The organism is Lacipirellulaceae bacterium, from assembly GCA_040218535.1.
In the GTDB taxonomy this organism is placed as follows: Bacteria; Planctomycetota; Planctomycetia; order Pirellulales; family Lacipirellulaceae; genus Adhaeretor.
The window spans coordinates 1,886,994-1,899,766 of sequence record JAVJRG010000005.1; the positions used below are offsets into that span (position 1 = coordinate 1,886,994).

At 54.4% G+C, this 12,773-nt stretch carries 9 protein-coding genes and 1 pseudogene; 2 read left to right on the forward strand and 8 right to left on the reverse strand.

Features of this window, described 5'->3' with window-relative positions; all coding sequences use genetic code 11:
* Positions 1-3 precede the first annotated feature (3 nt).
* The 5 genes and pseudogenes from RIB44_07725 to RIB44_07745 all read right to left on the reverse strand — a co-directional run bounded on the left by RIB44_07725 (position 4) and on the right by RIB44_07745 (position 5,171).
* Entirely contained in the window at positions 4-990 is a 987-nt protein-coding gene (locus tag RIB44_07725) for a sugar phosphate isomerase/epimerase family protein (protein ID MEQ8616469.1), read from the reverse strand.
* Between the two features lie 53 nt (positions 991-1,043).
* Entirely contained in the window at positions 1,044-2,084 is a 1,041-nt protein-coding gene (locus RIB44_07730) for a Gfo/Idh/MocA family oxidoreductase (GenBank protein MEQ8616470.1), read from the reverse strand.
* Positions 2,085-2,187: 103 nt separating this feature from the next.
* A complete protein-coding gene (locus tag RIB44_07735; GenBank protein ID MEQ8616471.1) occupies positions 2,188-3,300 on the reverse strand; it encodes a formylglycine-generating enzyme family protein in 1,113 nt (370 codons plus the stop codon).
* Between the two features lie 65 nt (positions 3,301-3,365).
* Positions 3,366-4,655 (reverse strand): Gfo/Idh/MocA family oxidoreductase, encoded by a 1,290-nt coding sequence (locus RIB44_07740; GenBank protein ID MEQ8616472.1) that lies wholly within the window; start codon positions 4,653-4,655, stop codon positions 3,366-3,368.
* Positions 4,656-4,949: 294 nt separating this feature from the next.
* Positions 4,950-5,171 (reverse strand): annotated as a pseudogene (locus RIB44_07745) (transposase).
* Between the two features lie 306 nt (positions 5,172-5,477).
* On the opposite strand from RIB44_07745, the gene RIB44_07750 reads away from it, so the two are divergent.
* Complete coding sequence (locus tag RIB44_07750; protein ID MEQ8616473.1) at positions 5,478-6,890, forward strand: sodium:solute symporter family protein; 1,413 nt, start codon at positions 5,478-5,480, stop codon at positions 6,888-6,890.
* A 57-nt stretch (positions 6,891-6,947) separates the two neighbouring features.
* Here RIB44_07750 and RIB44_07755 read toward each other — a convergent pair whose 3' ends face one another.
* From RIB44_07755 to RIB44_07765, 3 genes are read right to left on the reverse strand one after another with little or no spacing between them, the layout of a single operon-like run.
* Complete coding sequence (locus RIB44_07755; protein ID MEQ8616474.1) at positions 6,948-8,348, reverse strand: aminotransferase; 1,401 nt, start codon at positions 8,346-8,348, stop codon at positions 6,948-6,950.
* Between the two features lie 47 nt (positions 8,349-8,395).
* Positions 8,396-9,328, reverse strand: a complete 933-nt coding sequence (locus tag RIB44_07760; GenBank protein MEQ8616475.1) for an arginine deiminase family protein — start codon at positions 9,326-9,328, stop codon at positions 8,396-8,398.
* A gap of 15 nt (positions 9,329-9,343) precedes the next feature.
* Positions 9,344-10,582, reverse strand: a complete 1,239-nt coding sequence (locus RIB44_07765) for a Zn-dependent hydrolase (protein MEQ8616476.1) — start codon at positions 10,580-10,582, stop codon at positions 9,344-9,346.
* A gap of 280 nt (positions 10,583-10,862) precedes the next feature.
* Between RIB44_07765 and RIB44_07770 the strand changes: the two genes are divergently transcribed.
* Complete coding sequence (locus RIB44_07770) at positions 10,863-12,323, forward strand: aldehyde dehydrogenase family protein (GenBank protein ID MEQ8616477.1); 1,461 nt, start codon at positions 10,863-10,865, stop codon at positions 12,321-12,323.
* Positions 12,324-12,773: the final 450 nt, after the last annotated feature.

Sequence of the window (12,773 nt, forward strand, 5' to 3'; positions counted from 1 at the left end):
TCTCTAGGAAAAAGCTTTTCGGAGTAAGGCGAGGCTTTTGGGTATGGCGGTTTCCCAATGCTCTCGACCTTCAAATTCGAGCGACACGTAGCCTCGGTAGCCGTGTTTTTGCAGGAGCTTCGCAATCCTTGGGTAGTCCAACTCAAGAGTGTACCACTTGCCCCCACCATAGTAGGTTTTCGCCTGCACTAAGACGGCATGAGGTGCCATCTTCTCCAATCGATCGTAGGGGTCTTCGAGAAAATTGCCCGTGTCGAGCGTGCATTTGAACCACGGCGAATCAAGTGCTTCGACAATGCGAAGTACTCCCTCGGGCGTTAAGCCTAATCCCCAGTGGTTTTCCAACCCAAGTGTGACGCCACACCTTTCAGCAGTAGGCAGACACTTCTCGAACGCTTCGACGACCCAACCAAACGCATCCTCGTCGGTATAGCCCTTGAGCTGAGGTTCGACTCCACGATTCTTCATCAGCTCATCGAAACTTCCCGATGTGCCCCAACGGCCTGTGTTAACCCGCATGGTTGGGATACCCAACTCGTAGGCGAGTTCGATCTGATGAATTGTCTTTTCGAGATTCGCTTGCCTCTTTTCGGCGTCTGGGGAGACAAACCCCTGATGAGTGCTGAAGCCGCACAGGTCGAGACCATTGACGAAGGCATGCTGCTTGATGCGTTGTAGGCAACCACGCCCCTGGTCATCAAGTTGTTCTTGAAGTTGGTAGAGGAGAATCTCTACGCCATCGAATCCCATGCGGGCCGCTTCATCAATACACTTGTCAACCGGCACCTTCGAATCGTCATTGAAACGCCAAAAGGAGTAGGTCGAAACGGCAATTCGATTGGGCACTCTCGGACCTTTGGTAACTCCATCGATCGATGCTGTCGATTCCCCAGTCTCGGCATGTGCCCGATCGCTTTCGAGTAGCATCGCTCCCGAGGCAGCAGCAAGAAGAAGCTTGCTAGTAAGAAAGTCGCGTCGGCTGGTGGTCATTGGTCTACCTTGTGGGGATCCGCGCTCAATTTAGGAGAGGTGAAGATATGAACTCAAGACGCCCGCAGGTTATCTGTCTCGGCGTGGCAAATCTGAATGGCATCGCGAGCTAAGTCGCAGGCTAGAGGACCAGCTTCGGCTTCGCCTGACATCGTTTTGACAGCGTGTTGCAGTTCTGCTTGAAAGGCGTTCATCGGATCGCCATCGCCAAGGTCTACATGATGGGCCCTACCCGAATCGTCAAACAACGTGGGTGGGCAGTTGTAGGCTGCCACATCTTCTCCCGCAGCATTTCTCGTGACTGAGAACTCAAATGCCAACGTCGCACGCTCCAGTTGGATCTCGAAACCTTGCAGGAAGGGCCGGCTCTGTTGATCAATGACCCCACCAACCGCATGAACGACTCTGCCACCTTCGAACTCGAAGAGCGAATGCCAACGCTTTGCCAAGTTGTTCTTAGTGGTTCCTCGCGTAGTTACTGTCTGGGGTTCGCCGAAGAGAAGGCGAATCAAATGCGCATCGTGAACATGAAGATCAAGCATCGGTCCGCCGACGGCTTTCGCATCCCAAAAATGAGTCAGCCAGGCCGGGTCGGAAATGACACGCTTGAAAGAGCCGCCCAGCAGTTGTCCGTGCTTGCCAGAGTGAATCTCTTGAAGTGCCCAGGCATATTCGGGAAAGAAGGGTAAGACGTGGCCGATCAACAGTTGTCGATCATGTGACTTGGCGGCTGCTGCCATGCGGTCGCAATCTTCGACCGACATCGCCATGGGCTTTTCGCAAAAGACATCTCTTCCCGCTTTCAGGGCTTTGATCGCGACATCGGCGTGCAACGCAGGAGGTAGCGTAATATCCACCAGATCAACTTGAGGATCACTAATCAGTTGCTCAGCCGACTCGTAGACATTAATCCCCGTCAAATCCATCTGCTGGCCAGGGGGACCGAAGTTGCCTTGAATACCCGTCCAATCTCCTGCCAAGCGATCGCGATTGCTGTCACACAAAGCAACCACTTGAGCATCACGGATCTTGGCATAGCTCAGATAGTGCACCATGCCCATGAAACCAAGACCGACAATTCCTACGCGCTTCATCCCATTGCCTCGTTTGGATTCACCAAAATGGATTCTATTATTTTCAAATAGCCGATCAACATGGGTAATTCCCCCTAACAAAAGTCAATCATCGCTTGAGAATCTACTGCAAAGCTTTGATCGCCTTCGGCAAATCAGGATCAATGATCCCACGTTTGCCTCGCCCTTCCTTGTCGATGCGGCGATCAGCATCGCGTTGAATCTCCTCAAGGTCAGCATCCCAAAAGTTCGACCACTGCGACTTCGGCGGGGGATGCACGGGCCGCACGATGCGAAAGCCCACGGTTTGGCCTTCATCGCTGGCAAACCACCAGGGGCTCTTGGGCGTGTTGGGATCGTAGGACCGCCATTGGTCGTCATCCGATGCCAGCCGCGCTGCGGATCGTAAGCGGGCCGGGTCTTCCGAATACCAGCTTCCGCCACGCAGAACTCTTGGGAACCGCTTCGTTGGCCAATTCACAGCGAGATCGCCCTGCTGCTGAGCAGCGGCCAGTTTAGCGTAGCCTTTCTCTTCGTACCCGTCGATCACCCATTCCCAAACGTTCCCGTGCATATCGAGCAAACCCCACGGGTTCGGCTTGAACTGCCCAACCTTGGCAGTTACATAGTCTTCCTCAGCATTTTCGTAGTACCAGGCGTACTGGGGAAGTTGGCTTGGGTCGTCTCCGAAGTAATAAGCCGTCTGGGTGCCTGCGCGGCAAGCGTACTCCCACTCTGCCTCTGTCGGCAGTCGATAAAAATCACCCGTCAAAAGGCTGAGCCATTTGGTGTACTGCTTGGCAGCAAATTGGCTCATTGAGACCGCAGGCTGGCGCGGATCGTCCCCGGTCTCGAACGTGAAGCCCGGATCATAGAGCTTTGACGGGGCGGTCACGGCGTCTACTTGGTTTTCTACGGTGACCTGCCTCAGTCCTTGGTCGTTGAACTTCTCGAAGACGTTGGTGAGTTTGGTGAACTCGAGATACTCGCCCCAGGTGACTTCATGCTTCCCCATCCAAAAGGGCTCGACATTGATCTCGACTTGTGGGCCCTCGTCTGCACTTCTTCCTGGTTCGCTAGCAGGGCTGCCGAGAGTAAACTTGCCCGCGGGAATCGGAAGCATCTCAAAGGAGACCTCTGTGCCTGGAATGGTTTCCAGATAAGGAACCATCGCCTTGCCTGCAGTACTCTTTGCTGTTTTTAGCGCGGTAACTTCGGCGGCCTCTCTAAACGGCAAGGAGGGCCAATGAGCTAACAAGCACAGGAAAGTCAACCAGAACACGATAGCGGTTCCCAAACGCATCAAACCGAGAATTCCTTTCCTGGAATGGCAACCTCTGGTTCGGGCAGATCTGACCATGCGTACTCAGTAGGACCAAGGCGCTCTTCGCTGTTGTAGCATTCGTCCCAACCCAGGGTCTTGCCGCTGTAGGCGGCCATACGACCCATTAATCCGATCATCGTGCTGTTACACATATAATGGCCGTCGTTGATCGGCTCGCCTGCGCGAATACTCCTGAAGAGGTGTTCATGTTCAACGCGATACATGCTCGGTTTCGGGCCACGGTAACGCCAAGTTTTCCCTTCGGCAGGCATTATCTTATTGCGCAATATTTGTGCTTTTCCCTTGGTGCCAAGAACAAGCTCATCAACATGCGTTGAAGTTCCATCTTGCTGGCGGCAGGTGAAATACACGTGTTGGCCAGTGGGGTACTTATAGAATACGGTGAAATGATCGTAGACGTGGCCATACTTGGGGTCGGTCCGTTGCTGACGACCACCCAATGCCATCGCCGATTCGGGTTGAATGTCGCCCAAGAGCCAAGCCGTCTTATCGAGAGAATGAACGGCCTGCTCTAAAATGTGATCGCCTGAGAGCCAGGTGTAGTAGAGCCAGTTTCGCAGTTGGTATTCCATCCGGCTCCACTCAGGTTTGTCACCCCGATGCCAAAGCGTATTCGCGTTGTAACTCGACTCAATGGCGACCAAATCGCCAATGACCTTCTCTTCCAAGACTTGCCGCATGGTTTCACGAACCCCCAGGTCGTACCGCCAGCAGAGTCCAGAAACGATCGAGAGGGAATTCTCTTTCGCCTTCTTGCAACTCTCGATGACACTCCGTACTCCGGGAGCATCCACGGCGACGGGTTTCTCGACGAGGACGTGCCTGCCCTTCTCGACGGCGTAGGCCAAGTGTCTTGGGCGAAAGTGGGGCGGGGTTGTTAGCAGCACTACGTCGCAGACATCAATAACCAGTTTGTAATTCTCGAAACCGCTGAAAACGTGTTCCTCATCAACGGTGACTCGATCTCCAAATTCCTTGCTCCTCTTGAGATCCTTGAGGCACTGCTCTGCTCGATCCAAAAAAACATCACCCACGGCCACAAGCTTGGCATGGGGATCAGCCGCCAAAGCATCAATCGCAGCTCCTGTCCCTCGCCCCCCGCACCCAACAAGTCCAATACGGAGCGTTTCATCAACGCCGGAATGCACCCCCGAAGTTTCAGCGAGTGCACTCGTCACACTAAGGGCAGCGACCCCTGCAGATGACTTCAAGAAATGGCGTCGCGAATCGACACTTGGAGTTGCCATGATTACAAACTCTGCTGTTGAAGAACCGAATCGAGATCAGAATTGCAATAACTGATTTGTAACTTTTTTTAGGTTATGGCATCTATTCTTCTCATTCCAGTCCCGTCACGCTAGCCTTTGACCGGCGACAGTCTTTTGTCCCTAGATCATTCGACTTGTGCCTCTTGCGCTGGAATCGATGCCGAGAAGCTCAAATTTGGTCGCTTGACCGTCAAACTCAAACCGCTCATTCGATGTCAAGAAGGAGCGAAGTACCTGCCTGTAACTCTGACGACAATGACTCATTGCTTTTTACTTGAGCCGCTTTTTTTCTTCTTCGAGCTTCTTGAGGCGAACGGTCTCTTCGCTCTTTAGCCCACCGTACTGCTTCCGCCAGCGAACGAACGTCGATTCGCTAATCTCAAGGGCTTGCAGCACGGCTGCTAGCTCCTTGCCAGCATGGGGCTTCGCATCCGCATCGCGCAGCTTCTGCACGATCTGCTTGGGACTGTCGCGTCGTCTTCGTTTCGTACTCACCTAAGGGGCTCCTCGCCCATCGTGCTCTAGAAACCTGCATAGCCGATGGATCAGATTTTCAATAGCAGACCAACAGCAAGAAGTTAGTCAAGGCGATATCATTTCAAGGTGTTATTTCCTACCGTGCTTGCAATCTGAATGAATGGCGGTAAGCTCCGATAAAGTTGACTCAAAGAAAGAAACGATTCGACCTGCCAAGATCATGCGGTATCTCAGCATAAGCCCTGAAACATCCTTGCGTTGTAGTTGTCGGCGTTCGAGGCTTGTTGTGTAAAGAGACAGAGGTGCGTTTTGCTTCATGGAACATTGTCGCTAGTTGCAGTTGGCGGCTTTATCGTCGTGATGATTGTGGTTGGCGTTCTGGCGGGGAGACGAGCCACTGGATCGGAAGAATTCCTCGTAGCTGGCCGGTCGCTGCCGCTTTGGCTCTGCACGGCTACATTAACGGCCACTTGGATGGGGGCTGGTACCGTGATCGGGGCCGCTGGAGCGGCTTACGAAGGCGGCATTTTGGGAGTCATTGCTGACCCGTTTGGGGCTGCTCTTTGTCTGACGATTGCCGGAACGTTCTATGTCCGTACGTTGCGCCGGATGCAGTTGCTCACCATTGCCGACTTTTTCCAGCTACGATTCAGTTCCAGCGTGGGAATCCTTTCCAGCGTTGCCCTGATTGTGCTGTACGTGGGATGGACTGCTGTCCAATTCAAAGCTTTCGGAACGGTCGCCGGTTCGCTGGTCGAGGTTGACCCCAGGCTAGCGATTTCTTTAGGTGCGGTGATCATATTGATCTACACCGCAACGGGTGGCATGTGGGCGGTTGCGTTTACCGACGCGATCCAGATTGTTCTGCTGCTGGTCGGACTGGTGATCATGCTGCCTTTGGTTGTTAGTAGTCTGGGAGGATTCGATGCCACGTTTGCGAAGCTCTCGACGGAGCAATTGCGCTTTACGCCAAGTGAGCCCACCGGTGCCGCGTGGCTCGAATACGTGCGTGCTTGGCTAATCATTGGACTTGGAAGCATCGCCACGCAAGACTTAATGCAGCGCAGCTTTTCTGCTCGTAGCGAGTCGGTCGCACAGGGATCTGCCTACATCGCTGCCGTGCTGTATCTTACTTTTGGGATGATTCCTGTGCTGCTCGGCTTGATCGGTGCTCACGCAATGCCAGGACTAGAAGACCCTGAAATGATTGTGCCTGAGTTGGCGTCGCAGCACCTTCACCCCGTCGGCGCGGTGATTCTCGTCGGAGCGTTGCTCGCCGCAGTGATGAGTAGTGCTGACAGTGCGTTACTCGCTCCCGCGAGTGTTTTGAGTGCGAACATTCTACCTTTGTTCCGCCCTAACGCCTCTGAAAAACTCTCATTTGCCGTGGCGCGTTGGTCCATTCCAGTGATTGGCATGGCTGCGTTGGTCGTTGCATTGACGGCCGATAAAATCTACGACCTGATGCTCAGCTCGTTCGAGCTGCCACTGGTGAGCTTGTTTGTGCCGTTCACAGCTGGCATTTGGTGGAAACGGGCCAACGCGACCGGCGCGCTCGCATCGATGCTCACCGGCGGAGTGGTGTGGGGACTTTGCCTAGCATTTGCTGGAGACTTGCCAGCCGAGCTCGTTGGGTTAGGGGCAAGCGCGTTGGCCTTGTTCGTCGTTTCGCTTGCCACCCAGCGGAGCGATCCGCCACGACCGCTGACTGATCGTGATGGAAAAGTCCTTGCTTAGCTAGACGAAGCTCAGTGTTTTTGGTGAGTCGCAGTCCTTCGACGATTTGGAAATCGATTAGCTGAGCAAACCTTCGGCGCGCAAGTCTTCTCCTACCTGAATCATGGCTTTGCGTAGAACTTCGATGCAGAAATCGATCTCTTCGCGTGTCAAGGTGAGGGGGGGCGATAAGACGTTCAGGTGGACGACTGGCCTGATGATCAGTCCCATCTCCTCGCAGCGATTCGAGATTTTCTTGCCGATGTTCATCGCGTCAGGGAAAGGTTGCTTCGTCTGTTTGTCGGCGACGCTCTCGACACAAACCATATAATGACTGCCTCGTACGTCGCCAACCGTGGGTAGGTCTCGCAGCTCCTCTAACTTTTCGCGTAGGTAGGGGCCGTCTTTTCGCACTTTTTCGAGCAGATTCTCACGCTCGATGATTTCGATGTTCTTGAGTGCTGCCGCACACGAGACGGGATGGCCCGAATAGGTGAAGCCATTGGCGAAGACACGGTCGGGATTCGGCGCAGCGATCGTTTCGTAGATCTCCTCGGAGAAGAGCACGGCACCCAACGGTACATAACCAGAGGTGATTCCTTTCGCGCAAGTGATGATGTCTGGCTGAATGCCGAAGACTGATTCTGAGGCAAACCATTCGCCAAGTCGGCCAAACGCCGTCACGACCTCATCGGAGACGTAGAGAATATCGTTCTCTTTGCAGAGCTCGTGGGTCCGACGATGGTATCCGGCTGGAGGAACCACCACGCCGCCGGCGCCCATCACTGGTTCGGCGAAGAAAGCGGCGACATTCTCAGCACCCAACTCATGTATTTTTGCCTTCATCTCGTCGAGAAGATGGTCGCAAAACTCCGACTCCGACATGCCCTCCGGTGCACGGTAGTAATTCGGGCACGAGAGGTGGTGGATGGTGTCGGTAATGTAAGCAAACTCCGGCACGCGGTCGGACTTCTTACCGCCAATCGACATCGAGAGATACGTCGAGCCGTGATAGGCCGCCTTGCGAGACAAGATGTGACGCTTCTCTGTCTTGCCGCGACAGCTTTGGTAAAACTGGATCAGGCGGTAAGCACTGTCGATGGCGGTTGAGCCACCCGTCGTGAAGAAAACGTGATTCAGCGAGCCAGGTGCCAGGTCAGCCAGGAGGCCAGCGAGCTGAGCGGCAGGTGCCGAGGTCATGTCGCAAAAGGTATTCGAGTAGGCAAGTTTCTTGGCCTGATCGGCGATGGCGTCAGCCATTTCCTGCCGGCCAAGTCCAATGTTCGTGCACCACAAACCGCCAACGGCATCGATATACTGTTTGCCGTCTGCGTCGTAAACGGTCGCCCCCTCGCCGCTTGTGATCGTCAGTGATCCCTCCTCGCGAAAGGAATCAAAGTGCGTAAAGGGATGAAGAAGATGCTTACGATCAGTCTCCCAAATGTCCTGATTCGGGATGGTTTCGACGTCAAAATTCATAACTGCTCCGGATTGCAAAGAATCTTCTCTAGTCCATGTGGCAATCTCTATCTCGAACCGTTGTCTCCACCGACTCGGTCACGGCGTAGGGCCTGGCACATGCAGTGCACTCCTCCACCACCGGCGGTGAACATGCTGACTTCGGGATCGATAATCTTTAGGCCGTGTGCCCTGCAGCGGTCTTTCAGCACTTTGCTCGACCGCGGGAGAAGAACCCTACCGTCCCCCAATGCGACGACGTTCACCTCGAGCTGCATAAGCGCGCTAAAAGGGATATCTATGATTTCGATGTTGAGTGATTGCAAAAAGTCGACGAGGTGGTCTTCCACAGCTTCGGTACACAGAACGGCAAGCTTTTCATCAAGCATTGCGAACATGACATCCAGATGCAGGAAAAACGGATCAAACTGATAGCTGACAAACTTCCAGCCTTCCGCTTCGATCCAGCCGCGAACTTGCGCGATGCCTGATTCGCTGGTCCGATCACCGCTCGTTCCGCACAGCACAACGCCAGGTTCGACGACCATGAAGTCGCCCCCTTCGAAGCTGCCGGCTGTCACTACATCGTAGACGGGGATTTCATTCCGTCCGAAGAAGTCGACGACGGCTCGCCACTCTCCGCGACGCCAGGGGCTCTGCAACTGCGTAATGATTGGCCCCCAAGGCGTCATCACCGAGGAGTCACGCGCGTAGACCTGATAGGGCAGCGAACCATCGGCTTCGAGAAAGTGGCAGGTGACGCCAGCTTCTTCATACGCCTGAACCATCTCACCGTACTGAGCCGCCGCTTCCGTTGGTTCGAATCCAAGGCCCATCCGCAACGAGCGGCGTGCCATCGCGTTGCCCGTTTGCCAGGTGTAGTGATCCCTCGGGCCAATGAGTACATCACGGAGTGTACCAAATTCGCTATCCACCCCCCACGGAGACAGCGCACTGGTGCCACCATTAGCCTCTCGACGACGAAGTGGAACAAAACTCATCTTTGACCTGGTTCCTCAATCTGCATTCGCACGCTCTAGCATGGCATGCAGCAAGACATTACAACCGGCCTCGATGTCGGCGGGGCTCGCGTCCTCAGCCTCGTTGTGCGAGATACCATCAGCACAAGGGATGAAAATCATGCTTGTCGGAGCAACATGCGAAACATAAACCGCATCGTGCCCGGCACCTGAAACCATTTCGCGATGCGGATAGCCAAGCATCTCAACGGCACCACGTACGGCACTAATGCAATGGGCGTCGAAAGCCACCGCCGATGAATGCCATTCGTCATCCACTTGATAGCCGAGATTAGCGCGTTCAGCTTCTTCTTGGACGATCGTCCGCATGCCGGCATCCATCGCTTCGAGGCTGCTTTGCTCAGGGTGCCGCAGATCGACGGCGAGTTTCAGTTCTTCAGGCACGGTATTTCGGCTACCAGGGACGACGCTGATGTCTCCGAAGGTTACCCGTGCCTCGGGAGCATGTTGGGAACCAAGTTCATAGAGTCGAGCCAAAATGCGATGAAACGCCATGAACGGGTCGCGCCGGACTTCCATCGGGGTTGTGCCCGCGTGTACCGGCTGCCCAAATAGCTTGACGTCATACCATCGCATCCCCTGCACACCGGTGACAACGCCGATGGTCAGACCTTCGTTTTCCAAAACGGGCCCCTGTTCGATGTGCATTTCGAAAGCGGCCCGAATTGGGAAAGGTCGACAGGGCTCCGAGCCCGCGTAGCCCAGTCGGTTGAGTTCCTGACCAATGGTGATGCCCTCCTTATCTGCTCGGTTGTGTCCATACTCCAAGTCGAATTGCCCCGACCAGACGCCCGACCCGATCATTGCAGGAGAGAAGCGTGCACCTTCCTCATTGGTCCAGTTCAAGATTTCTAGCGGAGCAAGGGTCTCAACTCCCGCATCGTTGAGAGTTCTGATCACTTCCAGAGCGCCCAACACGCCCAAGATGCCGTCATACTTCCCACCGGTTGGTTGCGTGTCGAGGTGCGAGCCTGCGACGACCGGCGGCAGGTCGCTGTTGGTTCCAGGACGTCGGGCAAACATGTTGCCCATCTCGTCGACTCGCACCGTCAGACCGGCTTGCTCGCACCAGTCGCGAAATATCCTGCGGACTGTGCCGTCGCCATCGGTCAGTGCTTGTCGATTGCATCCACCTCGTTCGGTTGCACCAACACGGGCGACTTCCATGATGGCGTCCCAAAGTCGTTTTCCGTTGATGCGTAGAGAATCGGTCATCCGTTGGCCTTTGTACTGTTACAAATCGACTGGAATGAAAGGGATAGAAGCAGCTTTTTAGCTTGAAGCTATAAGCCTATTCTCTCTATTGTTGTCCCGAAAGCAATCGTGCGGAAATCAGTGAAGTGGGTGCGCATTCCAGAGTTTGCGGTTCAACGAACCGAATCGTCGTGGGAAGAGAAGGCTCGATTATCGACCACTCAGAAGGTGTCAACAACTGCCTGTAAACATGTAGAATCAACCTGTGATTACTCCAACGAAAAATGATCCAGAGAAGAGCATGACTGTCGTTCCCCAACCGGAAGTGCGCTACACAGATTGCTTCATCGGCGGCAAGTGGATTCCTTCAGCCAGTAGAAAGACCTTAGAAACGATTCATCCTGCCACCGAAGAGACTGTTGCCGAGGTTGCGGAGGGTGATAAAGAAGATATCGACCTTGCTGTCCGCGCTGCTCGATCACAATTCGACGGCGGGGAGTGGCACCGGATGGATGCCCGTGATCGCGGAACACTGATCCTCAGACTTGCCGAACTCGTTGAACAGAATGCGGAAGAGTTGTCCGCACTGGAAACGCTCGACAACGGCAAACCGATTCGCGACGCGCAGAGTGACGATCTCCCGGCCGTCGTCGATTGCCTACGGTACTATGCCGGCTGGTGCGACAAGATCCACGGCGACACGATTCCATTCAGAGGCGACTACCTCTGCTACACAAAACTCGAACCTATTGGCGTGGTCGGTCAAATCATCCCATGGAATTTTCCCGCCCTGATGGCTGCTTGGAAATGGGGTCCGGCACTTGCCGCCGGATGCACGATCGTCATGAAACCGGCCGAGCAAACACCACTAAGTTGCTTGCGTATGGCTAGCCTCGCCCAGGAGGTGGGTATTCCCGACGGAGTGATCAATGTGGTCCCCGGGTTCGGGCCAACCGCCGGGGCAGCACTTGTTTCGCATCCCGGTATCGACAAGATTGCGTTCACCGGTGAGGGGACCACAGCAAAGCTCATTCAACGTGAAGCCGCAGACTCGATGAAGCGGTTGACCTTCGAACTGGGAGGGAAGAACCCCAACATTGTTTTCGCTGATGCTGATCTCGACTCAACGATCCCGGGAGTTCACGCAGCACAGTTTTATAATCAAGGACAGTCATGCAGCGCAGGCAGTCGGCTCTTCGTGCAGGACGATGTTTACGACGAAGTCGTTGAGCGACTTGTTGCCATGAATACAGATCATCGGCTCGGAAACCCCTTCGATCTGGCAACTGAGCAAGGCCCACAAGTGGATGAAGCGCAATTATCCAAGACGCTCAAGTACATTGACATTGGCAAGGCCGAAGGTGCCAAGTGCGTGAGCGGAGGCAAGCGTTGGGGAGAGCGTGGCTATTTTGTGGAGCCTACGCTATTTGCCGACGTGAATGACGAGATGCGGATCGCGCGAGAGGAGATCTTTGGTCCCGTCCTTAGCGTGCTCCGGTTCAAGGACGAGGAAGAAGTTCTACGACGCGCCAACAACACTCGCTATGGTCTGGCCTCCGCAGTTTGGACTTCTGACCTTTCTAGGGCTCACCGAGTCGCTAGCTCATTACGCGCGGGGACCGTTTGGGTGAACTCCTACGACGTGTTCGACGCTGCCGCGCCGTTCGGAGGTTTCGGAGAAAGCGGCATCGGCCGCGAACTTGGGCCAATCGGGCTACTAGCTTACCTAGAAAACAAGACGGTAACCGTGTCTACCACATAGCTTGACTCGCGCTAAATCTGATAGCGTATCATTTATTTTTGCCCTCTCCTTCAAAGCATTGTCGACTGCGGTATGGACTAATCCCGTCCACGAACATCTTCTCCCAATTGTCGGGGCATCTCGGATAATGATGCAACCACCGAGAAGGCAAAGTCCATAGGAAACGTTTGTGGGGTAATTGGACGCGACTTGAACTGTTCCTTTGAGATGTAATCGCTAATCCGGTAGAACACATGCGTTCAGATTGCAAGGAGCTTTGAAGCAGTTGGTGTTGATGAAAGGCCCGCGACATGCAGGGCTTCTACTGAGATTCACATTTCAAGCTATTAGGGCCACCAACGATACGTCTACCATTATCGAGTCCTTCTAACCGGCTGCTGCACGCGAATAAACTTTGTGCACGGATTCCTAATGCCTAAATTAAGCAAGAGGCAAGGCGCCTTTGCGGCT

Coding starts and splice junctions, on each gene's coding strand:
- RIB44_07725 (MEQ8616469.1), bottom strand. CDS start 990: ATGACCACCAGCCGACGCGACTTTCTTACTAGCAAGCTTCTTCTTGCT.
- RIB44_07730 (MEQ8616470.1), bottom strand. CDS start 2,084: ATGAAGCGCGTAGGAATTGTCGGTCTTGGTTTCATGGGCATGGTGCAC.
- RIB44_07740 (MEQ8616472.1), bottom strand. CDS start 4,655: ATGGCAACTCCAAGTGTCGATTCGCGACGCCATTTCTTGAAGTCATCT.
- RIB44_07755 (MEQ8616474.1), bottom strand. CDS start 8,348: ATGAATTTTGACGTCGAAACCATCCCGAATCAGGACATTTGGGAGACT.
- RIB44_07760 (MEQ8616475.1), bottom strand. CDS start 9,328: ATGAGTTTTGTTCCACTTCGTCGTCGAGAGGCTAATGGTGGCACCAGT.
- RIB44_07765 (MEQ8616476.1), bottom strand. CDS start 10,582: ATGACCGATTCTCTACGCATCAACGGAAAACGACTTTGGGACGCCATC.
- RIB44_07770 (MEQ8616477.1), top strand. CDS start 10,863: ATGACTGTCGTTCCCCAACCGGAAGTGCGCTACACAGATTGCTTCATC.